We start from the raw sequence: 24,312 nt of genomic DNA, 5'->3' as shown, positions 1-24,312 counted from the left end.
CGCCGACGCGTGCGAGGGTCGCTGACGTGAACGGAGCACAGGCACTCGTCCGGACGCTGGTGGCCTCGGGGGTCGACGTCTGCTTCGCCAACCCCGGCACCTCCGAGATGCACTTCGTCGCCGCACTGGACGACGTCCCCGAGATGCGCGGCGTGCTGACGCTGTTCGAGGGCGTGGCGACCGGCGCGGCCGACGGCTACGCGCGGATGGCCGGCCGGCCCGCGGCCACGCTGCTGCACCTGGGGCCGGGGCTGGGCAACGGGCTGGCGAACCTGCACAACGCCCGCCGCGGCGGGGCTCCGCTGGTCAACGTCGTCGGCGACCACGCGCGGTCGCACAAGCGGCTGGATGCGCCGCTGGAGTCCGACATCGACGCGCTCGCCGGCACCGTCTCCGGCTGGGTGCGCCGGTCGCTGTCGCCGGCCGACGTCGCCGCCGACGCCGTCGACGCGGTCGCCGCCGCCGCGCGCGGCCAGATCGCCACGCTGGTGCTCCCCGCCGACGTCTCCTGGTCCGAGGGCGCGGAACCGGCCGATCCGCCGTCCCCCTGGTACGCGCCGGTGCCCACCGGCTACCGGCTCACCCAGGTCGCGGCGGCCCTGCGCTCGGGGGCGCCGGTGGTGCTGTTCGTCGGTGGGGACGTCGTGGCGTCCGAGGCCGGACTCCGGGCGGCCGCCCAGGTCGCCGCGGGCACCGGCGCGCGGCTGATGAGCGAGACGTTCCCGGCGCGGACCGTGCGCGGCGCGGGGCTGCCGGACCTGCCGCGGCTGCCGTACCCGCCGGAGATGGCGATCGCCTCCCTGGCCGGCACGGCGCACCTGGTGGTGGCCGGTGCCCGCCCCCCGGTGCACTTCTTCGGTTATCCCGACACCCCCGGCACCCCGGTGCCCGAGGGCTGCCGGGTGCACGTGCTCTCCGAGCCGGGGGAGGACGGCACGGCGGCGCTGCGGGAGCTGGCGGACCTGGTCGCGAAGGAGGTGCAGCCCCAGCTGCTCGAGGCCGCCCGGCCGGAGCTCCCGACCGGGGAACTCACCCCCCGGTCGATGGCCGCCGTGGTCGGGGCGCTGCTGCCGGAGCGGGCGATCGTGGTCGACGAGGCGCTCACCTCCGGTGTCGGCCTGGCCGAGCTCACCTCCGGCGCGCCGCGGCACGACTGGCTGTCGCTCACCGGTGGCGCGATCGGCGACGGGCTGCCCATGGCGGTCGGCGCGGCCGTGGCGGCGCCGGACCGGCCGGTGCTGGCCATCCAGGCCGACGGCAGCGCCATGTACACGATCTCCGCGCTGTGGACGATGGCCCGCGAGCAGCTCGACGTCACGGTGCTGATCTGCGACAACGGCTCGTACGCGATCCTGCAGGGCGAGCTCTCCCGGGTGGGCGCCGCGGGCGGCGGGGAGCGGGCCGGCAAGCTGCTGGACCTCGGCGGGCCGGGCCTGGACTTCGTCGCCCTGGCCACCGGGATGGGGGTGCCGGCGACCCGCGCGACGACGGCGGAGGAGCTGGCCGACCAGCTGCGGAGTGCCCTGGCCGAGCCGGGACCGCACCTGGTGGACGCCGTCCTGCGCTGACCGCCGGTCTCACCCCCCGGGGTGAGTCCGTGTTTCGCCGGATGGAGCACCTCCTGCCGCGCACCGATGCATCCCGGGACGGGACATCGGCATACGGAGGCATCCAGTGGGGCGATTCGGACGTGCGTGGGTGGCCGCTGCCGCTCTGGCCGCCGTCGCGCTGCTGTGCGTGTACGTCGGCCTGTACGGGAGTGTCGCGGGGTCGTGGATCGCCCACGCCGTGGAGCTGGCCGCGTCCGCGTTCGCCTGGTGCGCCGGCCGCCGGCGGCCGGCGCCCACCCGCCGTGCGGTCACCTTCCTGGCCCTGGGGTTGTTCGCCTACTTCCTGGCCGACGTCAGCTGGTGGGTCCAGCGGGAGATGGGGTCCGGCCTCGAGGTCGCACCCTCCGATGTCCTCTACCTCTGCTCCTACGCCGCCCTCGCCCTGGGGGTGTGGCGGCTGGCCGGCAGTCGCACCTGCAGCCGGGACGAGCGGCTCGCGAACTGGATCGACAGCGCGGCTGTGCTGGGCGCGGGCCTGACCCTCGCCTGGGCGCTGTCGCTGGCGTCCAGTTCCTCGGGAGCCGACCTGCCGGCCGGCACGCGACTGGTCTGGTCCCTGTACCCGGCCCTGGACGCGCTGCTGGTCCTCGTGGGGGTCCGGTTGCTCACGCAGGGCGCCCTCGGCCGCTGGTACGCCGTGTGCTTCACCGTCGGCGCCGGGCTCTGGCTGCTGGGCGACCTCGGGTACCTGCTGGGCGCCGACGCCTCGGTGATGAGCCTCCCCCTGGACACCGGGTGGATGCTCGGCGCCGTCCTCATGGCGCTCCTGTCGCTGTCGCCCGTGTCCCCGATGGCGGAGGTGGACGCGACCCGCGCCGCCGTCCCCCGAGGCCTCGGCCGGCTGGCGCTCCCGCTCGGGTCCCTGGTCGTGCCGGCGGGCATGGAGGCGGTCAACGACGTCAGCGGCGCCGAGGACACCCCCGGTCTGCTGCTGGTCACGACCGTGGCGCTCACCGCCCTGGTGTTCGCCCGCGCCGCGCTTCTCGTGCGCGGCGAGGCCGCGGCCCGGGCGGGGCTGGTCTCGCAGCAGCGGTACAGCGCGGCTCTGGCCGCCCACAGTTCCGACGCCGTCGTCGTGCTCAGCCGGGACGGCCGGCTGCTCAGCGACCCGGCGGGGCTGCCGGCGCTCTTCCAGCTCGACGGCACGCAGGACCTGGAGGCCGGCGACCTGGTCCGGGCGCTGGGGCTGTCCGCCGACGAGGCGCACGTGATGTTCCGCCGCGCGCTGCAGGCCGCCGGCGAGGTCGTCGACGCGGAGCTGACGTGCGTCCGCGGTGGCGTGTCGTTCTGGATCGGCGTCCGGCTCGCCGACCTGACCGACAACCCCGACGTCGGGGGCATCGTCGTGCACGTCACCGACATCACCGACCGCAAGCGGGCGGAGGAGGCCCTGGCGCACCAGGCCTTCCACGACGACCTGACCGGCCTCGCCAACCGCGCGCTGTTCGCCGACCGGGTGGACCAGGCGCTGCGCCGCGGTGCCCGCGGCCAGGGCCAGCCCGCGGTCGTCTTCATCGACCTCGACGGCTTCAAGGGCGTCAACGACACCCTCGGCCACCCGGCCGGCGACTCGCTGCTGCGGCAGGTGGCCGCCCGGCTGCGCTCCGTGGTCCGCGCCGACGACACGGTGGCCCGCCTCGGCGGTGACGAGTTCGCCGTCCTGGTCGAGCAGTCCGGCTCCGGGCCGGACGAGGCCGTCGCGACGGCGGAGCGGGTGCTCGCCGCCCTGGCCGCGCCCGTCGTGCTGGACGGGCAGAGCGTCACGGTGTCGGGCAGCGTCGGGATCGCCGTGGGCGACGCCGACGCCACCAGCGACACCCTCCTCGGGGACGCCGACATCGCGATGTACGCCGCGAAGGTGGCCGGCCGTGGCCGGTCGGTGGTCTTCGACTCGGCGATGCGCGACTCCGCGGTCGCCGCCCGCGAGCTCGAGCAGGAGCTGCAGGGCGCGCTGGCGGCGGACGAGTTCCGGCTGGTCTACCAGCCGGTGGTCGATCTTGCCGACGGTGCGGTGACCGGCTTCGAGGCGCTGCTGCGGTGGGACTCGCGGGCGCTGGGGGCCGTGTCGCCGGACCGGTTCGTGCCGGTCGCCGAGGCCTCGGGCCTGATCGAGGACATCGGCGCGTGGGTGCTGCGCGAGGCCTGCGCCGCCGCGGCCGACTGGCGTGCCGAGCACGGACGCGACGTGACGATGGCGGTGAACGTGTCGGCGGTGCAGCTGACCTCGCCGCACCTGGTCGAGCACATCACCGAGGCGCTGGCCCTCAGCGGCCTGCCGGCGTCGGCCCTGGTGCTCGAGGTGACCGAGACCGCGCTCGTCGCGGACCCGGACCGGGCCAGCGAGTGCCTCGCGGCGCTGCGCGCCCTGGGCCTGCGGCTCGCGCTCGACGACTTCGGCACCGGCTACTCGTCGCTGGCGCACCTGCGGCAGTTCACCGTGGACGTGCTGAAGATCGACCGGTCGTTCGTCGCCACGATCGGTGAGGACGGCGTCCTGCCGCCGATCGTGCGCGGGATGATCGACCTCGGCCGGACGCTGGGGCTGGAGATCGTCGCCGAGGGCGTGGAGACCGAGGTCCAGCGCCGGCTGCTCGTCGACGGCCGCTGCGACCTGGCCCAGGGCTACCTGTTCGCCCGGCCGCTGGAGCCCGCGGACGCCTCGCTGCTGCTGCTCGCGTCGACCGCCCGTACCGGCGCCTGACCGGCCGCCGGGTGGCGCACCGCGGCGGCGGCGAGTCGCGGGAACGACCGGGAACGGCCGGTAGCATCGCCCGGGCCATGAGAGTCCTCCGGAGCCGGCACTCGTGAGCGCCGGTGCGTTCGCGCCGGTGGCGCCCGGGGACATCAGCGTCGTCATCTGCGCCTACACCCAGGCGCGGTGGGACGACCTGGTCCGCGCGGTGGAGAGCGTGGAGCGGCAGGAGGACCCGGTCGGGCAGGTCGTCGTGGTCATCGACCACGAGGACGAACTCCTCCGGCGGGCCACCGTGCGGTTCCCGGCCCACCGCGTCGTCGCGAACGACCGGGCGCAGGGGCTGTCGGGCGCCCGCGATGCCGGTGCCGCGGAGTGCTCCGGCGCCGTCGTGGCCTTCCTGGACGACGACGCCGCGCTGGAGCCCGACTGGTCGACGGCCACCGCGCGCTCCTACGACGGCGCGGTCCTGGGCGGCGGCGGCGCGGTGCTCCCCGTCTGGGTCGCCGGGCGGCCGCGGTGGTGGCCGCCCGAGTTCGACTGGGTCGTCGGGTGCTCCTACCGCGGGCAGGCGACTGCACGGGGCTCCGTGCGCAACCCGATCGGCGCCAACATGAGCATCCGGCGCGAGGTGCTGGAGGCGGTGGGCGGGTTCGATCCGCGCGTGGGGCGGCTCGGGGCGGTGCCGACCGGCGGCGAGGAGACCGAGCTCTTCATCCGTGCCCGCCGGGCCTTCCCGGGCACCGACGTCGTCATGGAGCCGGCGGCCGTGGCGCACCACTGGGTCCCGGCCGCCCGGTCCACCTGGCGGTACTTCGCCCGTCGCTGCCGGGCCGAGGGGTTGTCCAAGCGGGTCATCGGGGGGCTCGTCGGTACCGAGCAGGGCCTGTCCGCCGAGCGCTCCTACGTCACCCGGACGCTGCCGCGCGCCGCGGGCGTCGCCCTGCGCGGCGGGCAGCCCGCCACGGCGGCGGCCCTGGTCGCCGGCCTCGTGCTCACGGCCTGGGGGTACGTCACCGCCCGGCAGCCGCGGTGAGGCCGCTCCTCGGTCGGCTGCGCGCGCTGCTGGCCCGCCTGGGGGCGACCGGCGAGCCCGCGCCGCACGTCCTCGACCCGTCGCGCGGAGAGGACCGGTGCGGGCGGTGCGGTCACGAGCGCCGGGCGCACGAGCACCTGCGCCGCGGCACCGACTGCGCCCTCTGTCCGTGTGGCCGCTTCCGCTACGCACGTCGCCCACAGGCTTACTGAGAGTCACTTCAGGGTCCGAGTTCACCGCTCGGAGTAGTGCCGAGGTGCCTCTCCGTCATGTACGCAGGGTGATGGGTCACACCCCTTGCCCGGGCGCGGCATCGACCGCCATCTTGTGACCACGTCGCAGCGTCGCGGCCGTCGCACCACCATGCACGGCCACATGCGGACCGGGGGCACATGACGATCACGCGCGCGACGGCGTCGTCCTCGCGCCCCCTGAGCCGGGCACGGGCGCTCGCCGGTGACTCCCTGGCCCGCAACAGCGCGATGATCGCCTCGGCCTCGCTGCTCACCTCGGTCCTGGGCTACGCGTACTGGGTGGCGGCGGCCCGTCTCTACCCGGCGCCGGCAGTCGGCGCGGCCTCGGCCGTGATCTCCCTGATGGCCCTGGTGTCGACCGTGGCGATCCTGGGCGGCCAGTCCCTGCTGGTGCAGCGTCTCCCGCACCGCGGCACGCGGGAGATGTGGAGCGCCACGCTCACCGCCACCATGCTGCTCGGTGGTGGCGCGTCCCTGGTCGGCGCGCTCGCCGTCATCGCGTTCGTCCCGGAGTCCGGCACCGGCTCGGGATTCCTCGGCGCGCCGGAGCTGGTGGCGCTGTTCGTCGTCGCCGTCGTCGCGACCACCGTCTCCACGCTCTGCGACTTCGCCTGGGTGGCCGAACGGCGCAGCGGCGTCATGCTCGCCACCAACGCCGTGTTCGCCGTCGGCAAGCTCGGGCTGCTGGTCGCCCTGACCACGGTCACCGACGGTCTGGGTGGGCTGCTCCTGTCGTGGACGGCGACCTGCCTGCTCGCCACGGCGGTGTCGCTCGTCCTGCTGCGGCGCCTGAAGGGCCATCGCGTCGTCCTGCGGGGGACCGTGGGCGAGATGCGCGTGGTGCTGCGCTCCCTGGCCGGCCACCACCTCATCAACCTCGCCGTCGTCGCGCCCACGCTGATCATGCCGGTGATCGCGGCGGCGCGGCTGTCGCTGGAGGACTCCGCCTACCTGTACGCGGCGTGGCGCATCGGCACGTTCTTCGTCCTCGTCGCCTCCGCGACCGGGTCGGCACTGTTCGCCGAGGGCGCCCACGACCCCCAGGGGTACGGCTCCCGGTCGCGGCCCACGCTGCGCCTGCTCGCGCTGGGCTTCGTCGCGGGCATGGTCGTGCTCATCGCGCTGCGCGGCCCGATCCTGGGCGTCTTCGGCCCCGAGTACCGGGAGCACGCCTCCACCGCCCTGCTGCTGCTCGTCCTCGCCGCGCCGGCCGAGGCGACCATCGCCCTCGGCTGCGCCGTCCTCCGCGTCCGGGGCCAGCTGGCCGCGGCCGGCACGCTGACGGGGACCGTCGCGGTGCTCGGACTCGGCGCGGCCTGGCTGCTCATGCCCACGTACGGCGTCACCGCCGGGGCTGCGGCGGCACTGGCCGCCAACACCCTCGGCGCCGTCGCCATCCTGCTCGTCCTGCGCGCCGGCCGTCGCCGTCCCGCCCTGGTCCCGGCCGATGTCCCGTTCCCGTCGTCCCACTCCGAGGAGAACCCGTGAGCGACACCTCCATCGGCGGCGATCGGATCGCGCCGCTGCGCGTCCTCGCGCCGGCCGCCCGCCGCGAGCTCGACCCGGCCGGGCCGACCGTCACCGTGGTGGTCCCCGCCATGAACGAGGCGCGCAACCTGCCCTGGCTCGCGGCCCGCATGCCGCGGGGCGTCGCCGAGATCATCCTGGTCGACGGCCGGTCGGTCGACGACACCGTCGCCGTCGCGCGCGCCCTCTGGCCCGACGTCCGCGTGATCACCCAGAACCGCCGCGGCAAGGGCAATGCCATGGCCTGCGGATTCGCCGCCGCCACCGGCGCGATCACCATCATGATCGACGCCGACGGCTCCATGGACCCCGGCGAGATCCCGTTCTTCGTCGACGCGCTCGTCGCCGGGGCCGACTACGCGAAGGGCAGCCGGTTCCGGCCCGGCGGCGGGTCCAGCGACATCACCCGCCTCCGCCGGCTCGGGAACTTCGGTCTGAACGCGCTCACCAACGCCTGGCACGGGACCCGCTACACCGACCTCTGCTACGGCTACAACGCCTTCTGGACCCGCGTCCGCGAGGTCATGCGCCTGGACCCCGGGACGCCGGCGGACTCCAGCGAGGACCGCCGGTGGGGCGACGGCTTCGAGATCGAGACCCTCATCAACGTCCGGGTGCACACGGCCGGGCTGCGCATCGCCGAGGTGCCGTCCTACGAGACCCTGCGCCTGCACGGGGCCAGCAACCTCAACGCGGTGAGCGACGGCCTGCGGGTGCTCCGCACGATCGCGTTCGAGCGGCGTGTCCAGCGGGCGCTCGCCGTCGACCAGCCGATCCCGGCGGAGATCCACGAGGCCGCGGCGGTCGGGGACGTCGACGCCGAAGCCACCGAGCAGGCCGGCGAGGCGGACCGGCCGTCGCCGCACGTGGATCCGCACCGCGTGGCCAACTTCGTCGCGCAGGTCCAGGCGAGCCCGGGCGCCGGGACCGCACGGGAGGTCGTGCCCGCCGAGGCGGCGGTCGTGCCGCCCGTCCCCCCGCGGTGACGGGCGACCGGTTGCGCGTCCTGCAGGTCACCCCGCGCTTCCGTCCGGACCTCGGTGGCACCGAGACCCACGTCGCCGAGGTCACCCGCCGCCTCGCCGAGCGCGGGCGGGTCGACGTCACGGTGCTCACGACCGACCGCACCGGAGCCCTCCCCCGGGAGGAGATGGGGGACGGCGGCGTCCGTGTCCTCCGTCGCCGGGCGTGGCCGCGCGGACGTGACTGGCACGTCGCCCCGGGGCTGGTGCGCGTCGTGGCCGACCGGCGCTGGGACGTCGTGCACCTCCAGGGCGTCCACACCGCGGTGGCGCCGCTGGCGATGGCCACGGCGCTGCTCCGGCGGACGCCGCTGGTCGTCAGTCCACACACCGGCGGGCACGACGCACGGTCGCGGACCGCGGTCCGGGGCCTGCAGTGGCGGGTGCTCGGGCCGCTGCTGCGCCGTGCCGCGGCCGTGCTGCCCGTGGGCCGGTTCGAGGAACGGCTGTTCGAGCGCAGTGCGGCGGTGCCGGCCGACCGGTTCACGATCGTCCGCAACGGCGGGGCGCTGCCGCCGGCGCCCACCGAGGAGACCCCGGTCCCCGGCCGGGTGGTGTCCGTAGGGCGCCTGCAGCGGTACAAGGGCCACCACCGCGCCGTCGAGGCCGTTGCCGCCCTGCGCCGGCACGACGACCGGGCGCACCTGCACGTCTACGGCGCCGGCCCGTGCGAGCAGGAACTCCGGGACCTCGCCGCGCGGCTGGGGATCGCTGACCACGTCACCGTGACGGAGGTCCCGCCCGGGGACCGTGCCGCGATGGCCTCGGCGCTGGGCCGGGCCTCGGTCATGGCCGCCCTGTCGGACTACGAGGCCCATCCGGTCGCCGTCATGGAGGCACTGGCTCTCGGCGTCCCCGTGGTCGGGACCGAGGTCGCCGGGATCGGCGACCTCGTGGAGGACGGCTGGGTGACCGGCGTGGCGCCCGGTGCGGACGCCGAGGAGGTCGCCTCGGCGCTGCTGCGCGCCGCCGGCTCGGGACGGCGATCGTCCGGCCCGCTGCTCCCGACCTGGGAGGAGGCCGCCCTCGCGCTGGAGGGGGTCTACGCCGCCGCCGCCCGGGCCGGGGAGCTCCCCGCGGCCCCGGCCCCCGCGACCTGGCGGACCGTGGACCTCGTGCGGGCCGACGTCGACCGCTACCGGTACATGCTCGAGCTCGACGGGGTGCTGCGGCCGGACTCCCGCTCCCGGACGGTCAGCGGTCTGCAGGCCCTGCTGATCTGCCAGGGACTGCAGGCCACGGTCGTCCACCGGGTCGGCCACGCGCTGTGGCGCTGGACCCCGCGGTCCGCCGCCGGCCGGGCGGTCCGCACGGGCGCGCGGGTGGCGCACTGGATCGCCAACCGGGTGGTCGAGACGGCCACCGGCATCTCCATCGCCGACCAGGCCACCATCGGCCCCGGCCTCCACATCAGCCACTTCGGCGGGATCATCGTCGGCCAGGTGGAGCTGGGCGCCAACTGCAACCTCTCCCCGGGCGTCGTGATCGGCCGCTCCGGTCGCGGCGGCGACTTCGGCCGGCCGGTGCTCGGCGACCGCTGCTGGGTGGGCCCGGGGGCGGTGCTCACCGGCCAGCTGGAGGTCGGCGACGACGCGGTCATCGGTGCGAACGCCGTCGTCCTGCGGTCCGTCCCCGCGCGCAGCGCGGCGTACGGCGCCCCCGCGCGGATCCACGCCGGGCGGGCCGGTTTCGAGATGGTCGTCTACCGGGGACTGGCCACCGATCCCGCGCGGCTGGCCTCGCTCGCCGCGCTGTCCCGCGACCGTGACCCCCGCGCCGTGGAGGTCGGGTGACCACGACGTCGTCGCCGGACCGCGAGGAGGTCCGGGTCCGGCCGTCGCCGGCGCACCGGCGCGCCCGCCGCGGGGGAGCAGCGGCCCGTTCCTGGGCGGCGTGGACCGCGATCGTCGTCGTGGCGCTCCTCGCCGTGGGAGCCGTCCTGCTCGGCGTGGCGCGGGTGCTGCCGGACCTGGAGTCGCAGTCGACCCCGTCCCCGGGCGCGTGGACCTTCCGTGCCGCCGCCGGGAGCTCGGTGGTCGACGACCACGACGTCCGGTGGCCGGAGGCGACGTCGCTGCGGGGCGGGCGCGACGTCGCCGTCCCCGGGGTCGCGCGCGGGACCGCCAGCCCGCAGCTGTACGAGCAGGCGAGGGTCGGTGCGCGGTCGTGGACCGTGTCGGTGCCGAACCCCGGGACCTACGCCGTCGACCTGCTGGTGGTCCAGCCCGATCCGGATGCCCCCGCGGGCAGCGACGTCTTCGACGTCCTGGCCGACGACGGCGTCGAGGCGCCGGTGACGCTCGAGAGCGGCGTCGAGCTGGTCCCCGGCCCGGCGCTGCCCCAGCACGTCACCGGCATCGTGCGGGTGCGCTCGACCGAGCTCACCCTCACGTTCGACGCGATCCAGGGGGAGCCGGCGGTCACCGGCCTGGTCGTCACGACGATGGGGGACGAGCCTGCCTCGACCCTCCTCGACCAGCGGTTCGACGGGGCCGCCGGGTCGCCCTCGCCCGGGCCGTGGCGTCCGGTGACCGGCCCCGGCCCGTTCGGCGACGGCGAGGTGCAGGGCTACTCCGGCTCCTCCCGGCACGTCGCGCTGGACGGTGAGGGCCACCTCGTCCTGCAGGCGGAGCCGCTGGCCTATCCGGAGACGTGGACCGACGTGGCCGGCTTCCGGCACGTCCAGCCGTGGACGTCGGCCCGGCTGGAGACCGAGGGACGCTTCTCCGTCACGTACGGCACCGTGTCCGCGCAGATGCAGGTCCCGCCGGGACAGGGGCTCTGGCCCGCCTTCTGGATGATCGGCGCCGACGTGGACCGCAACCCCTGGCCGCTCGCGGGGGAGATCGACGTGATGGAGCACCTCGGCGGCGACCCCGCCACGGTCTACAGCTCGGTGCGCGGGCAGGGCGACTCGCTCGACATGCCCGACAGCGCCGGCCGGCGCGTGTCGCGCCTCGGGTCCGGATGGACGGCGGCGGAGCCGCTCACCGGGGCCATGCACACCTACAGCGCCCAGCTCACGCCCGGCTACGTGACCTTCGCCGTGGACGGCCGGCCCTACCAGACCGTCTCCCAGGTGGACCTGCGTCGCGGCCAGCAGTGGCCGCTGGGGAAGCCGTACTACCTGATCCTCAACCTGGCCGTCGGCGGGTCGTGGGGCGGACTGCCGGACGGGACGACGCCGGTTCCCGCCCGGCTGCTCGTCGACAGCGTGCAGGTGAGCGGATGGCGCTGACCCGGGAGGTCGACGTCGCTCCCGCCGGGGTCCGGGACCCCGGCGGCGGGGCGACCACGCGGGGGAGCGGGGCGCCCGCGTCGTCCCGCCGCCGGCCGTCGACGACGGGCCCGCTGCTCCTGCTCATGGCCGCGGGGCTGCTGGTGCACTCGTTCGCGGGGGTGCTCGGCCGCGCCGGCGTCGACCCGTCGCGGGTGGACCTGGTGTTCTGGGGATCGCTCGCGGTCATCGTCGTCCCGGCCGGCGTCCGCGTCTGCCGTCGCGACGTGCCCGGCTCCGAGCGGCTCGCGCTCGTCACCGGCATCGCGGTGGCGCTCCAGCTGAGCCGCACGGTGCTCTACCCCGACCAGTTCGTCTACCACGACGAGATCGCGCACGCGGCGACCCTGGACCACATCCGGGAGACCGGGCACCTGTTCAGCGCCACGCCGACGCTGCCGGTGTCCGCCTTCTACCCCGGCCTGGAGGTCGTCACCTCCGCGGTCCAGGACCTCACCGGTCTCGGCGCCCGGCCCAGTGCCGTCGTGGTCCTGGTGCTGGCCCGGCTGGTGCAGACCGTGGCCCTGTTCGCGCTGCTCGGCCGGCTCAGCGGCTCGTCGCGGGTCGCCGGCATCGCGTCGGTGGTATACCTGTGCAACCCGCAGTATTTGTACTTCAACTCGCAGTTCTCGTACCAGACGCTGGCACTGCCGCTGTCGATCCTGGTCCTCGCCCTCGTGCAGCGGTGGCTCGCCGCCCGGCAGGCCGCGCGGGACACCGGCACGGGGAGTCGCACGGCCGGTGCCGGGCTCGCGGTGCTGACCGTGGTCGTGCTGGCCGGCGTCGTGCTGACCCACCACCTGACGTCGATGCTGCTCGTGGGGTTCCTCGCCGCCTGGGCCGTCGTCGACCTGCTGCTCAACCGGCGGCAGGCCCGGCAGGCGCCGGTCGTCGCCCTGGCCGCCGTGATCGGGGCGGTCCTCGTCCTGGCGTGGCTGTTCCGGCCGGGGAACCCGGTCGCCGACTACCTCGCGACGATCGCCCGGTCCTCGGTCGAGCAGGTCTCGGCGCTGGCCGGGGGGCAGAGCGAGCGGCACGGCCTCTTCCAGGACGCGCAGGGTGACGCGCCGCCGGTGTGGCTGCGGCTGGCCGCCGTCTCCTCGCTGCTGGTGACCTGCCTCCTGCTGCTCCTCTCGCTGCCGGCGGCCCGCACGTGGCTGCGCCGGCGGGAGCCGCTCGCGGTCTTCCTGGTGGTCTTCGCGCTGATGTACCCGTTGATCCCCGGCGGCCACCTGACGCCCGCGACGTCGGAGGTGTTCGACCGCTCCTCGGGCTTCGTCTACATCGGCCTGTCGTTCACGGTGGCCTGGTGGCTCGTGCACGGGTACCGGAAGGCGATCGTGCAGCGGGCGGCGAACTCCGCGCTCGCCGTCGGCACGGTCCTGGCACTCCTCTTCGTGGGCGGCATGTCCTTCGGGTCCGGGCCGCGGTGGAACCGGCTGCCCGGCCCCTACCTCGTGCAGGCCGACTCCCGCAGCGTGGACGCCGTCAACCTCGCCGCCGCCCGCTGGGCCGCGGAGGAGCTGCCGCCGGGGAGCCGGGTGCTGGCCGACCGGATGAACCGGCTGCTGATGGGCAGCATCGGCGGGCAGTACCCGGTGACCCAGCTGGCGGACGAGATCAACCCGTCGTCCCTGCTGCTGTCGCCCCGCTTCGGGGCCGACGACGAGGAGGCGCTGCGCGACGACGACCTCGACTACGTCGTGGTCGACCTGCGGGGCTCGCAGACCCGCCCCCGCGTGGGCGTGTACTGGGAGAACGGCGAGTGGGGCCAGCCGCACGACATCCCGGTCACGCTGGAGGCGCTGCGCAAGCTCGCCGACGTCCCGGGCGTCGAGCGCATCTACGACAGCGGGTGGGTCGTCGTCTACGACGTCTCGGGCTGGCGCGACCCGGCCGGGGCCGCGGGGGTGTCCGGTGACTGAGCGCTCCACGGAGACGGTGGGATCGTCGCGCCAGCGGGTCGACGTGGTCGTCGCGGCCGTCCTGGTCGCGGTCGCGACCGGCGCGGTCCTCGCCGGCGCGGTCGCTCCGGCGCGATCGGGAGCGCTGCTCCTCGCGGCCGCGGCGGTCGGCCAGGTCCTCTGGCGGCGCAGCACGATCGGCGGCTGGGAGCTCCTGGCGACCGCGACCGGCGTGCTGCTGGCCGTCCTCGCCGGCGCGGGCGTGCTGCTCGACCGCTTCCCGGGCGGCATCGACCGCGCGGGGTGGGCCGCGGTCGCCGGCCTCCTCGGGGTCGTCACCCTGGCGGTGGCCGCCACGCGGCCGGTCGTGCGGTCGGAGGCGGTGCCGGTGGCCCGTCCCGGTCTCTGGCTGGCCGCCGGTGCGGCGGCGCTCGTGGTCGCCGTCGCGGTCGGCGTCGCGGTGTCCGGCTCCCGGGCGGTCGACGTCCCGCCCACGCAGATGTGGCTGGACACCGCGGCCGACGGCGGAGAGGTCGTGGCGCTGCGGGCCCCGGGGCCGGCCGGGCCGTTCGACGTGTGGCTGGAGCCGGAGGGTGCGCCCGCAGTCCTGCTGACCAGCGGCCTGTCGGTGTCCGGTGGCCAGGTGACGACCGTGCCTCTGCCGGAGGTGACGGTGCGCAGCAGTGTCGTCCTGCGCAGTCCGTCGTCGCCGGAGGCGATCCGGTCGCTCGTCGTCGAGCCGGACTAGGTGCGTTCGCCGGCGGCGTCGAGGGCGTCCAGCCGGGTGCGGACGCGCTCGACGTCCAGGCCCTTCGGCACGAGGTGCACCACCGCGGAGTCCCAGGCGAAGCCGCGGACGGCGCGGGGCGAGTGCAGCTGCGCGAGGTACCCGTTCGACGCCTCGCGGACCGGCGGGCGCTGTCGCAGGACGTCGAGCACGTAGGTCGCGTAGAGCGTCCACTCGCCGAAGAGCCTCTGCTCCTTCGGCGTCGTGCCGCGGCCGGCGAGCAGCGTCGCCCAGGGCTCGGGGCCGTAGCGCTCGGTCATGAACGTCTCGAGGGACTGCAGCACGCGCCGGTCGAAGGGGAAGAAGTCGTTGATGAAGTCCACGTGCCGCAGCGCCTGCTCCGGCCGCGTGCCGAGGATGTCGCCGACGGCCCGGACGCGCGCCCGCTCGTAGCGCCAGTGCACGTCTGGCAGGCGGTGCCGGGTCCACCGCAGCACGGCCGCGTCCCCGTCGACGAGGTCGGTCCGCGGCACGTCGCGCAGCAGCAGGGTGTCGGCACCCAGGTTGACGGCGAACGGCGCGTCGACCAGGCGGTGGGCGCGCAGCTTGAGCACCTGCTGGCGGTACCACCCGGGCAGCGCCGCCTCCGCCGGGGTGAGCCAGTCGGCGTCGGCGCTGACCCGGACGGGGACCGTGACGGGCTCGCGGTCCAGGCTCCGCTGCACCGCGTCCGGGTCGTTCGTGACGACGTGCACGCTGCCCGCATCCGGGAAGTGGCGGTCCAGCGACCGCAGGGCCAGCGGGAACAGGCCGTCGACGTCGCGGGCGTGGACGCACATGAACACCCCGAGGTCCGCCGGCATCCCGACATCCTCCGGTCTGCTGCCCGCCGACGCGACGGCCCCGGTCGCGGCGGGAAGGCGATCTCCGCCACGCGGCGCCGGGTCCCCCGTCGGCTCAGACGACCAACGGGCACAGGTCCACGATGTCGGCGTCGATCTCCGTCTCGATGAGGTCGCCGGTCTCCGCGTCGACCCTGAGCTCGAGTTCGACGGTCTGCTCGGGATCGGAGAAGTAGCCCAGCAGTGGCAAGCCGGCCGCCTCGAAACCGGCGATGTCCGCTGGCTCACCAGTGGGCCAGGGTGCTGGCGCCGGAGAGGAGGTTGGTGACACGAGGTCGACGGTGGCGCCGCCGCGGAACTCCGTGAGCGTCCCGCCGGTAGCGAGCGTGCGGGTGCGCTCCTCGACGTCGCGGACGTCCCCCGCGGTGATCGTCACCGTCGTCCCGCAGGCCGGGACCTCCACGACCTGGTCGTAGAACGCCGGGTCGACGGGCTCGAACCGCCCCCCGTGACCGTTCCTGTGGCCGGAGCCGTCATCTCCTGTCGCAAGGGCGGAGCCGGCGAGTGCCGATCGCCGAGCGTCGTCGCATGGTCCTGCTCCCCGGTGAGTGCGGTTCCGGGGGCGCTCCTCGCACCTCCTCCGCTCCACCTACAGCGGGCCGGGCGGATGCTGACCCGTCACCCCTGACTCTGTGCTCGTCTCCGGTGGGGATCGCTGGGGGCTGCGATGCCCTCGGCCGGTGAGGGTGGCGAGGACCAGCAACAAGGCCGTCTGACCGAGTACGCCGGGTGCGAGCGTGGGCGCGGGGCCCACCGTCTTGGTGGCGGCGTACCACCACCGCTGCAGCGCGGGGAGATTGTCCCAGCTCTCGGCGTAGCGCTGATCGAGGACGCCGGCGTCGTAGTTGGCGCGGATGTGCGTGATCACGCCGTAGATCGAGGCGGCCAGAACGAGCAGCGCGAGGACGCGGGCGGCGGTCACGCCTCGTCCGTCGGGGAGGATCACCAGGACTGTCGCCACGGCGAGGACGGCCAGTGCCGCCCAGGGCGTCAGTTGCTCCCAGCTGTTCCAGTGTCGTTCGGTGGCCAGTTCGAAGGCGGTGGCGAGGATGCCGATCGAGGTGAGTGCGATGAGTCCCCGCCGCACGAGCACCGTGCCGTCGGAGACAGCGTCAGCACCGCGCGCCATCGAGTACCTCTGTCATGGCATGAGCGCCGAGACGATCTTGTCGACAGTCTCCTGGCCGGGGTTGTACTTGGCGAGGTTGTCCCGCAGCCTCGTCAGGTCAGGGTCGTCCGTCGGGTAGGGGCGGTATTCGACGACCTCCTCGGCCCACCGCTCCGCGTTGCTCACTCCGGCGCTCTCCAGGGCGGCGGCGATCTCGTCCGCTGAGGCGGTGTTCGCCGACACCCTCGTCCCGGCCGCGGTCGTGGGGCTGTCGGTCGCGGACTCGGTGCCGCTCGTACTGGAGCTGCTCGTCGCCGTCGCCGAGGGCACGGTGCCGGCGCTCGAGGTCGCCGTCGAACCGTCGCAGGCAGCTAGGCCGAGAGCGAGGAGCGTGGCCGCGCACGCCATGGCCAGGCGGGCATCGATGGTGGACATCCACGCTCCCATCGGGGTCGGGTGACCTACCGCAGGATGCCCGAGTGTCCATGCAACTGGCCAGGACTGGGCGGCGAGCTGGTCACCCACTGACAGCGGCGGGGTCCCACCGGGCCTGGCTGCGAGGAAGACCGAGGCGGCTTCCAGCGGCTCCCGGCGGGCCCCACCCTGGCCTCGTCGACGAGGCCAGGGTGCGGGCGCTCGTGCTCTGCCCACGGGGGCTGGGCAGAGCACGAGCGCGCCCGACCCCCTCACCCCGCCCCTTCGCCTGCCCCCCGGCGGGTGTCACCCGTTCCGGTGGTCCGCGACGCCCCGTGAGCGTGAGCTGTCCACAGGACGCCTGCCGCACGGCGCACGGAACCGGCCGGTTCTCCTACAGTCCCCGCGATCTGGGAACCGGGCGACGCGGGGGTGAGGGTGTGCCGATGGCGGCCAGCGCGCTCGAGGTCGTCGACGGCGAGGTGCGGGAGCTCATCCGTCGTCGTGGGCTGGACCCGCTGGTGGACCCGGTGCCCGTCCGGTCGCTCGTCCGCGACGTCGTCGCCGACTACTCCGAGCGGTCGCTGACCTCGACGCTGCCACCCATCGGCGACCCGGAGTCGATCGTCCGCGACGTGTTGGACCGGGTGGCCGGGTTCGGTCCGCTGCAGCGCTACCTCGACGACCCGGAGATCGAGGAGGTCTGGGTCAACGAGCCCGGGCGCGTGTTCGTCGCACGGCGGGGGCGCAGCGAGCTGACGACGACGATCCTCGGCGCCGGCGAGCTGGCCGACCTGGTCGAGCGGATGCTGCGCACCTCCGGCCGGCGGCTGGACATGTCGACGCCGTTCGTCGACGCGATGCTCCCCGACGGCTCCCGGCTGCACGTCGTCATCCCGGACATCACCCGGCGGCACATGGCGGTCAACATCCGCAAGTTCGTGCTGCAGGCGCACTCCCTCGACGAGCTGGTCCAGCTCGGCACCCTGACGGCGCACGCGGCGCGGTTCCTTGAGGCCGCTGTCGCCGCCGGTCTCAACGTGCTCGTCTCCGGCGGCACCCAGGCCGGGAAGACGACCCTGCTCAACTGCCTGTGCGCGGCGATCCCGGCCCGGGAGCGGGTGATCACCGCCGAGGAGGTCTTCGAGCTCCGCGTCCCGCTGCCCGACGTCGTCTCGATGCAGACCCGCCAGCCCAACCTCGAGGGCGCCGGCGAGATCCCGTTGCGGCGGCTGGTCAAGGAGGCGCTGCGGATGCGGCCCTCGCGGATCGTCGTCGGCGAGGTGCGCCAGGAGGAGTGCCTGGACCTGCTCATCGCGCTCAACTCGGGCTTGCCTGGGATGTGCACGCTGCACGCCAACAGCGCCCGCGAGGCCGTGACGAAGATGTGCACCCTCCCGCTCCTGGCCGGCGAGAACATCGGCCACGCCTTCGTCGTCCCCACGGTGGCGGCCAGCGTCGACCTCGTCGTGCACGTCGGCACGGACGTCGACGGCCGGCGCCGCGTCCGCGAGATCGTCGCGGTCCCCGGCCGCACGGAGGACGGCGTGGTCGAGCTGGCCGACGTCTTCACCTCCCGCGACGGCCGCCTGGTGCGCGCCGGCGGGCACCCGCCCCACCCCGAGCGGTTCGCCGCGCAGGGCATCGATCTCGCCGCTCTCCTGGACGACTCCGGCAGGTGGGAGCGGTGACCGGCGCGCTCCTCGGGCTCATGCTCGGCGTCGGCCTGCTGCTCGTCTGGCGCAGCGGTCCGCGGGCACCGCAGCGACGGCCGGGGCCGCGTCGCATCGGGCGCCGCCAGCAGCAACTCGCCGCGGCCGGGCTCACGGGCATCAACAGTGCGCAGCTGATGGCCCTCCAGGTCGGTCTGGGGCTCGTCGTCCTGGTGATCGTCCTGCTGAGCACCGGCACGGTCACGGTGAGCCTGGCGTTCGGCGTCTTCGGGTTCGCGCTGCCCGCGGTGCAGGTGCGCCGCCTGGCGGCCCGTCGTCGCGCGGACCTGCGGGAGGTCTGGCCCGAGGTGGTCGACAACCTCGCCTCCGCCGTCCGCGCCGGGCTGTCGCTGCCGGAGGCGCTGGCCGCGCTGGCGGTCCGCGGGCCGGAGGTGCTGCGCCCGACGTTCGCGCGGTTCGCCGCCGAGTACCGCAGCAGCGGCCGGTTCGGTGCGTGCCTGGACCGCCTCAAGGCCGACCTGGCCGACCCGGTCGGCGACCGGATCGTGGAGACGCTGCGCGTGGCCCGGGAAGTCGGCGGCAGTGACCTCGGGCGGGTGCTCCGCACGCTGGCGACCTTTCTCCGCGAGGACGCCCGCGCCCGAGCCGAGCTCGAGACCCGGCAGGGCTGGGTGGTGCAGGCCGCGCGGCTGGCGGTCGCGGCACCGTGGGTGGTCCTGCTGTTGCTGGCCACCCAGTCCACGACGCTCGCCGCCTACGACTCGGCGGCCGGCACGGCGCTGCTGCTCGGCGGCGGTGCGGTGTGCCTGGTCGCCTACCGGCTGATGCTGCGGATCGGGCAGCTGCCCCAGGACGTGCGGGTGCTGCAGTGATCCTCGGGATGCTGCTGGGCCTCACCGCGGCGACCGGGGTGCTCCTGGTCGTCACCTACGCGCCGCCGTTCCGCTCGGTGCGGCTGGTCGACCGGCTCGCGCCCTACCTGCAGGACGCGCCGACGCCGTCCCGGTTGCTGGGGACGGCGACCGAGCCGGGGCTCCTCACGGCCGCGCGGCGGGTCTTCGGCCCCGTGGTGACCGACGGCGCCCGCCTGCTCGACCGCGCGCTCGGCGGCCGGGCCGCGGTCCGCCGCCGCCTCGACGCGCTGGCCTCCGACACGACGGTCGAGGACTTCCGCGTCGAGCAGGTCGTCTGGGGCGGGCTCGGCCTCCTGGGTGCGGCGGGCGTCGCGCTCGTCGGGACGCTGGCCGCGGGGGAGTTCAACGTGCTGTCGGTGGGCCTGCTCTGCGTGGCCGGGGCGGTCGGCGGTCTGCTCGGCCGCGACTGGTGGCTGACCCGGCAGGTGACGCGCCGCGAGGAGCTGCTGCTGGCCGAGTTCCCGGTGGTCGCGGAGCTGCTGGCGCTGGCCGTGACGGCGGGAGAGGGGCCGGCCGCCGCCATCGACCGCGTCACCCGGCTCTCCGGCGGCGAGCTGGCCCGTGAACTGGGCGGTGCGCTCGGACGGGCCCGCGCCGGGGTGCCGCTCACCGAGGCGCTCCAGCAGGTCGCCGACCGCACCTCGCTGGACCCGCTCGCCCGGTTCGTCGACGGCCTCCTGGTCGCCATCGAGCGCGGCACGCCGCTGGCCGAGGTGCTGCGGGCGCAGGCCGCCGACGTCCGCGAGGCCGGCAAGCGGCGGCTGCTCGAGGCCGGCGGCCGCAAGGAGATCGCGATGATGGTCCCGGTCGTCTTCCTGGTGCTCCCGGTGACGGTTCTCTTCGCTCTCTTCCCCGGATTGATCAGCATCGTCTCGCTGGCGTCATGAACGCGGCGACCGAACGAGGAGGACGCACGTGCGTCTCATGACCCTGTTCCTGGCCGCGCTCGCGGCGCTGGCCGCCCGTCTGCGCGGGGAGGATCCCGAGCGCGGCGACGTCCCCGGCTGGGTGATGATCACCGTGATGACGGCGGCGCTGGTGCTCGCCATCCTCGTCCCGTTCCGCGAGGCGATCGTGAACGCGGTGCAGAACGCCCTGGACTCCGTCACGAGCGGTGGCTGACCCGCAGCTCGTGGGGGACGACGGCGAGCGCGGGAGCGCCGTCGTCGAGTTCGTGCTGGTCTCGGTGCTGATCGTGGTGCTGATGCTCGCTGTGCTGCAGGTGGCGGTCTACGTGCACGTGCGCAACGTGGTGACCGCCAGCGCGCAGGAGGGGGCGCGGTACGCGGCCAACGCCGACGTGCCGGTGGCCGACGGCGCTGCACGGACCTCCGAGATCGTGGCCGCGGCGACCACCGAGGGGACGGCGGCGGGTCTCACGTGCACCTCGACGGAGGAGCTCGACGACACCGGCCTGACGCTCGTGGTCGTGCGCTGCACGGGTGCGGTCCCGACGCTGCTGGCGGGCCTCGGGGACCTGCTGCCCGTCGACGTCACCGGTCGTGCCGTCCGGGAGGGCGCATGAGGTGGGTCCTCGGGCGCCTGCGGGGTCCGGACGGGGAGCGCGGCTCGTCGCTGGTGGAGTTCGTATTCGTCGCGCTGGTCGTGTTCGTGCCGCTGGTCTACCTGGTGGCCGGGTTCTCGTCGGTGCAGCGCGGGGTGTTCGCGGCGACCGCGGCCGCACGCGAGGCCGGCCGGGCGCTGGGCACCGCACCGGACGTCGCGACCGGGATGGCGCGGGCGGAGCGGGCGGTGGAACTGGCGGTGGGCGACCAGTCGGTGGAGGCCACGGACGTGCGCCTGGAGTTCGCGCCGGCGGGGTCGGGCTGCGACGCGGCCGGCAGCTACACCCCGACGCTGACGCCGGGGGAGGAGTTCAGCGTCTGCGTGACGGTCACCGTGCGGATCCCGCTGCTGCCGGAGTTCATCGACGCCAACACCGCGACCGGCCAGTTCGTCGTCCAGCGGGACCGCTACGTCGACGCCTGAGGTCCACTCCTCGGCGGGAGAGGAACGCGGCACCGGCGGCGGGAGGAGTGACAGGGTGGCGGGATGGACTGGCCGTGGGAGACGTTCTTCGCCGCCACAGCCCAGGTCTCGGTCACGGCCTTCGTCGTGCTGGTCGCGACCCTGTCGATCAGCAGCAGCCTGATCTCCGGTGATCCTCGGGTCCGGTCGCCGCTGAAGCTGGCGGCCGCGGGCACTGCCCTCCTGAAGCTGCTGGTGCCCTTCCTGGCGGCCATGGTCGCCCTGATGCCCGGTCATCCCTGGCGCGTCGGGTACTGGGTCATGGGCGGCGCGGGAGTCGCCGGCCTGATTCTCCACGCGGCGGTCTACGAGCGTCACACGGACGATGCGGACCGCTTCGACGCGCAGCAGTTCTGGCTCGGCTCGACGGTGTCGCTGGGGGTCTACGTGTGGATCCTCGCCGCCACCACCGCGGACGAGGCCTGGTCGCTCACGGTGGTCGCTGCACTGAGTGTGTGGCTGCTCTTCTCGGGGTCGGTCGAGGCGATCCTCCTGCTGGTCCAGGGGCGGAAGACGATCTCGACGGCCCTACCTCGGCCGGCCCGTCCGCTGCCTCCTGGGCCACCCGCCTGAGCCACCCTCAGTGGGGCGCGGGGGTGCCCTCGACGGTCGCGGTGAACTCGAACCACGCCTGGCCGCGCCACTCCGGACCGGGCGTCGGCCCGTCGACGGCGAGGGTGCTCCAGTCGGGTACTCGCCCCCCGGCCATCGCGATCAGCTGCAACTGCTCCTGCAGTTGCTCCGTCGCGAGCACGGTGTCGTCGCTGGCCAGGGCCGCTGCTGCCCGGTACATCATGGGAAGAGGGTGACCCCTCCCTCCGACACTGCCGCCATCCCTCCGTCGCGCGTCCGATCCGAGCCCGGCCGGAGCCGGTCAGTCGTCACGCACAGTGACCGGCTGGGCGTCACCCGTCCCGCGGAGCCGAGCCGTTCCGGTCCGGCTGGTCGAACGTCACGTGCACGGTCTCGAACCCCTTCTGCCGCTCCGCCTTGGCCGAGCCCGTGTAGCTGCGGCGGTCCCCGGGGGTCAGGTCGACCGCGTCGGTGAACGGGGTGAGCAGGGCCCGCGGCCACAGCCGGTCCACCCGGACCACGTTGATCTCGACGCAGAGCACGAAGGCCACCGCCGACAGGTAGAGGAACGCGAGCATCCCCAACACCAGAGCGAAGACGCCGTTGATGGCGCTGGCGCTGTCCATGACCCGGCCGACGTACGCCACCCCGAACGTCTGCAGCAGCTGCCAGAGAACCGCCGCGGCCAGCGCCCCCGGGAGCACCTGGCGGACGGTGAGGTGCCGGGCGGCGGCCAGCCGGAAGGCGAACACGAACACGACCGCGTTGACCACGATCGACGCCACCAGCGCCAGCACCCGCAGCAGCACCCCGAGCGAGCCGGCACCGCCCGCGCCCAGCGTCGACAGCGCCGTCGTCCCGATCACGGCCAGCCCGGCGGTGGCCAGCAGCAGCAGGCTGCGGCCGCGGGCCAGGAACGGGTTGGGCCGGTTGTTCCGCGGCACCGCCCAGGCGGTGTTCATGGCGTGCTGCACCGCCTGCGCGACGCCGAGCCCGCCGTAGAGGGCGCCGAGGACCCCGATGACGACGCCGAGCGTGCCGCCGCTGAGCCCGCGGGGTTCGCCCAGCTGCTCACCCACCACCGGGAACTGGCTCAGCGCCGAGTCGATCAGCCGCTCCTGCAGGTCCGGGTTCCCGGCGAGGACGGAGCTCAGGATCGTCGTCGCCAGGAGCAGCAGCGGGAACAGCGAGACGAACGCGTAGTAGGTGATCAGCGCGGCCAGGTACGGGCCGGAGTCGTCGACGTACTTGTAGACGACGGCGATCGGGAAGCCGGCCACCGGATGGCGGCGCTGCAGCCGGTCCAGTCGATCGGCGAGTGCCACGTGCGCAGTCCACCACGGGCGCGGGGGATGCGCCCCGCGCCCGTGGTGTCAGCGCGTGACGCCGGTGTGCCCCAGCGAGTACCGACCGGGCTGCGGCCAGACGCACAGCCCGTGCGGCTTGCCCGCGGTCGGGATGCGCGCGAGCAGCGAGCCGTCGGCCGTCGAGATCACGTAGACCTCGTTGTCGTACCGGCCCGACAGCCACAGCTGGGTCCCGTCGGCGGTCACGCCGCCCATGTCGGGGCTGGCGGAGCCCGGGATGGTCCAGGTGGCGATCGGCGCACCGGTGTTCGCGTCGAGGACCGAGATCGAGCCGCTGTGCCGGTTGGTCACGTACAGCTGCGTGGCGTCGCGGCTCGGGTAGATGCCGTGCGTGCCGGGTGCGGTCGGGATCTCCCCGATCACCTGGGTCGCGGCGCCGTCGAGCACCCACAGCGAGCCCTGGTCGGAGTCGGCGATGTAGAACCGGCTGCCGTCGGGGGAGAGCTTGATGTCCTGCGGGCCCATGTGCGTGTTCATCACCGGCATGTCGATCAGCCGCAGCACGGTCCGCGACGGGACGTCGACGACGGCGACCCGCCCGGCGAACTCGCAGGTGAAGACCGCGGTCCGCCCGTCCGGGGTGAAGTCGGCGTGGTCGATGCCGGCGCACTCGGGGATCTGCAGCCGGCTCTGCTCCACCCAGGTGTGCGGGTCGTAGAACACCAGCGACCTGCGGGCCTCGGCCACCGAGATCGCGGCCGCGCCGTCCGGGGTGAAGTACATGTTGTACGGGTCGTCGACCGGGATCCGGGGGCCGTTCTGGCCGGTCACCGGGTCGATCGGGGTGATCGTGTTCCCGATGTCGTCGGTGGCGTAGAGCGTGCGCATGTCCCACGACGGGACGACGTGCTGCACCTCCAGGCCGGCGGGGAACTTCGCGACCACCTGGAAGGTGGCCGGGTCGATCTCCCACACCTCGCCGCTGTTGTGCGGCACGTAGACCATCGGCCGGGCGGCGCGGGCGGCCTCGCTGAGGTCGTCGGGGCCGGTCTCGGAGTAGACGTTGCCGGCGTCCAGCACCGGCGGCATGCCCGGGAGCTGGTCGGCGATCACCGGGGTCGGCGCGGCGGTCGTGGGCGGCGGCGTGCTCATGGCCGGCGACGACGACGAGTGGCCGTGCGCGTGCGTCTCCTCCGCAGCGTCGCTGCCGCCGTCGTCGGACGAGCAACCGGCCACCATCAGCAGCACACCCAGGGCCGCCGTCGCCGCGTTCCGGATCCTCACGAGCCCTCGCCTCCGTGGCGCCCCGTGCGCCGCCGGACACCCTCACACGTCCGCGCGCCG

Annotated in this window: 23 protein-coding genes; 16 read left to right on the top strand and 7 right to left on the bottom strand. The window is 74.7% G+C overall.

Features of this window, described 5'->3' with window-relative positions; genetic code table 11:
* Positions 1-26 precede the first annotated feature (26 nt).
* The 9 genes from N555_RS0111375 to N555_RS0111330 all read left to right on the top strand — a co-directional run bounded on the left by N555_RS0111375 (position 27) and on the right by N555_RS0111330 (position 14,070).
* Positions 27-1,568 carry an acetolactate synthase large subunit gene (locus N555_RS0111375; protein ID WP_029431609.1) on the top strand — a complete coding sequence of 514 codons (1,542 nt, stop codon included), beginning with the start codon at positions 27-29 and terminating at the stop codon, positions 1,566-1,568.
* 130 nt (positions 1,569-1,698) lie between these two features.
* Positions 1,699-4,311 (top strand): putative bifunctional diguanylate cyclase/phosphodiesterase, encoded by a 2,613-nt coding sequence (locus N555_RS26810; protein WP_051683963.1) that lies wholly within the window; start codon positions 1,699-1,701, stop codon positions 4,309-4,311.
* Positions 4,312-4,414: 103 nt separating this feature from the next.
* Positions 4,415-5,338 (top strand): glycosyltransferase family 2 protein, encoded by a 924-nt coding sequence (locus N555_RS0111365; protein ID WP_231502703.1) that lies wholly within the window; start codon positions 4,415-4,417, stop codon positions 5,336-5,338.
* A 392-nt stretch (positions 5,339-5,730) separates the two neighbouring features.
* Complete coding sequence (locus N555_RS0111360; protein ID WP_029431606.1) at positions 5,731-7,080, top strand: lipopolysaccharide biosynthesis protein; 1,350 nt, start codon at positions 5,731-5,733, stop codon at positions 7,078-7,080.
* Entirely contained in the window at positions 7,077-8,105 is a 1,029-nt protein-coding gene (locus N555_RS0111355) for a glycosyltransferase family 2 protein (protein WP_231502702.1), read from the top strand. Before N555_RS0111360 ends, N555_RS0111355 begins: the two co-directional genes overlap by 4 nt.
* Before the next feature lie 11 nt (positions 8,106-8,116).
* Positions 8,117-9,934 carry a glycosyltransferase gene (locus N555_RS26805; protein ID WP_156036321.1) on the top strand — a complete coding sequence of 606 codons (1,818 nt, stop codon included), beginning with the start codon at positions 8,117-8,119 and terminating at the stop codon, positions 9,932-9,934.
* Positions 9,931-11,379, top strand: coding sequence for a glycoside hydrolase family 16 protein (locus N555_RS26800; protein WP_051683961.1), 1,449 nt, complete (start codon positions 9,931-9,933; stop codon positions 11,377-11,379). The genes N555_RS26805 and N555_RS26800 overlap by 4 nt, the downstream gene beginning before the upstream one ends.
* Positions 11,370-13,343, top strand: a complete 1,974-nt coding sequence (locus N555_RS0111335; RefSeq protein WP_029431603.1) for a DUF6541 family protein — start codon at positions 11,370-11,372, stop codon at positions 13,341-13,343. The genes N555_RS26800 and N555_RS0111335 overlap by 10 nt, the downstream gene beginning before the upstream one ends.
* The gene (locus N555_RS0111330) at positions 13,336-14,070 is read left to right on the top strand and encodes a hypothetical protein (protein ID WP_156036320.1); all 735 of its coding nucleotides are present in this window, start codon (positions 13,336-13,338) and stop codon (positions 14,068-14,070) included. The genes N555_RS0111335 and N555_RS0111330 overlap by 8 nt, the downstream gene beginning before the upstream one ends.
* Here N555_RS0111330 and N555_RS0111325 read toward each other — a convergent pair.
* The 4 genes from N555_RS0111325 to N555_RS0111310 all read right to left on the bottom strand — a co-directional run bounded on the left by N555_RS0111325 (position 14,067) and on the right by N555_RS0111310 (position 16,494).
* Positions 14,067-14,912 carry a DUF6492 family protein gene (locus N555_RS0111325; protein WP_051683960.1) on the bottom strand — a complete coding sequence of 282 codons (846 nt, stop codon included), beginning with the start codon at positions 14,910-14,912 and terminating at the stop codon, positions 14,067-14,069. The two genes, N555_RS0111330 and N555_RS0111325, sit on opposite strands and share 4 nt — an antisense overlap.
* 94 nt (positions 14,913-15,006) lie before the next feature.
* The gene (locus tag N555_RS0111320; protein WP_029431600.1) at positions 15,007-15,354 is read right to left on the bottom strand and encodes a hypothetical protein; all 348 of its coding nucleotides are present in this window, start codon (positions 15,352-15,354) and stop codon (positions 15,007-15,009) included.
* Between the two features lie 186 nt (positions 15,355-15,540).
* On the bottom strand, positions 15,541-16,080 hold the full coding sequence (locus N555_RS0111315; protein WP_197028972.1) for a hypothetical protein: 540 nt from the start codon (positions 16,078-16,080) through the stop codon (positions 15,541-15,543).
* Positions 16,081-16,092: 12 nt separating this feature from the next.
* Positions 16,093-16,494 (bottom strand): hypothetical protein, encoded by a 402-nt coding sequence (locus tag N555_RS0111310; RefSeq protein WP_051684011.1) that lies wholly within the window; start codon positions 16,492-16,494, stop codon positions 16,093-16,095.
* A 425-nt stretch (positions 16,495-16,919) separates the two neighbouring features.
* Between N555_RS0111310 and N555_RS0111305 the strand changes: the two genes are divergently transcribed.
* The 7 genes from N555_RS0111305 (at position 16,920) to N555_RS0111275 (ending at position 21,661) form a co-directional block, all read left to right on the top strand.
* Complete coding sequence (locus tag N555_RS0111305; RefSeq protein WP_029431597.1) at positions 16,920-18,164, top strand: CpaF family protein; 1,245 nt, start codon at positions 16,920-16,922, stop codon at positions 18,162-18,164.
* Positions 18,161-19,018, top strand: a complete 858-nt coding sequence (locus N555_RS0111300) for a type II secretion system F family protein (RefSeq protein ID WP_231502701.1) — start codon at positions 18,161-18,163, stop codon at positions 19,016-19,018. The genes N555_RS0111305 and N555_RS0111300 overlap by 4 nt, the downstream gene beginning before the upstream one ends.
* A complete protein-coding gene (locus tag N555_RS0111295) occupies positions 19,015-19,947 on the top strand; it encodes a type II secretion system F family protein (RefSeq protein ID WP_231502700.1) in 933 nt (310 codons plus the stop codon). The genes N555_RS0111300 and N555_RS0111295 overlap by 4 nt, the downstream gene beginning before the upstream one ends.
* Before the next feature lie 37 nt (positions 19,948-19,984).
* Complete coding sequence (locus N555_RS0111290) at positions 19,985-20,182, top strand: hypothetical protein (protein WP_051683959.1); 198 nt, start codon at positions 19,985-19,987, stop codon at positions 20,180-20,182.
* Complete coding sequence (locus N555_RS0111285; protein ID WP_029431593.1) at positions 20,175-20,585, top strand: TadE/TadG family type IV pilus assembly protein; 411 nt, start codon at positions 20,175-20,177, stop codon at positions 20,583-20,585. The genes N555_RS0111290 and N555_RS0111285 overlap by 8 nt, the downstream gene beginning before the upstream one ends.
* Positions 20,582-21,049, top strand: a complete 468-nt coding sequence (locus tag N555_RS0111280) for a hypothetical protein (protein ID WP_029431592.1) — start codon at positions 20,582-20,584, stop codon at positions 21,047-21,049. The genes N555_RS0111285 and N555_RS0111280 overlap by 4 nt, the downstream gene beginning before the upstream one ends.
* Before the next feature lie 63 nt (positions 21,050-21,112).
* The gene (locus tag N555_RS0111275; protein WP_029431591.1) at positions 21,113-21,661 is read left to right on the top strand and encodes a hypothetical protein; all 549 of its coding nucleotides are present in this window, start codon (positions 21,113-21,115) and stop codon (positions 21,659-21,661) included.
* Between the two features lie 7 nt (positions 21,662-21,668).
* Here the strand turns inward: N555_RS0111275 and N555_RS0111270 are convergent, their stop codons facing one another.
* From N555_RS0111270 to N555_RS0111260, 3 genes are all read right to left on the bottom strand, one after another.
* A complete protein-coding gene (locus N555_RS0111270) occupies positions 21,669-21,884 on the bottom strand; it encodes a hypothetical protein (RefSeq protein WP_029431590.1) in 216 nt (71 codons plus the stop codon).
* Positions 21,885-21,993: 109 nt separating this feature from the next.
* The gene (locus N555_RS0111265; protein WP_029431589.1) at positions 21,994-22,986 is read right to left on the bottom strand and encodes a YihY/virulence factor BrkB family protein; all 993 of its coding nucleotides are present in this window, start codon (positions 22,984-22,986) and stop codon (positions 21,994-21,996) included.
* Between the two features lie 48 nt (positions 22,987-23,034).
* Positions 23,035-24,252: a YncE family protein gene (locus N555_RS0111260; protein ID WP_197028971.1), complete on the bottom strand. Its 1,218-nt coding sequence runs from the start codon at positions 24,250-24,252 to the stop codon at positions 23,035-23,037.
* Between the last annotated feature and the right edge of the window lie 60 nt (positions 24,253-24,312).

It is taken from the genome of Blastococcus sp. URHD0036, from assembly GCF_000701365.1.
Lineage (GTDB): Bacteria > Actinomycetota > Actinomycetes > Mycobacteriales > Geodermatophilaceae > Trujillonella.
The sequence above is the reverse complement of the archived record's forward strand: the minus strand, read 5'-3'. Positions and strand labels throughout refer to the sequence as shown.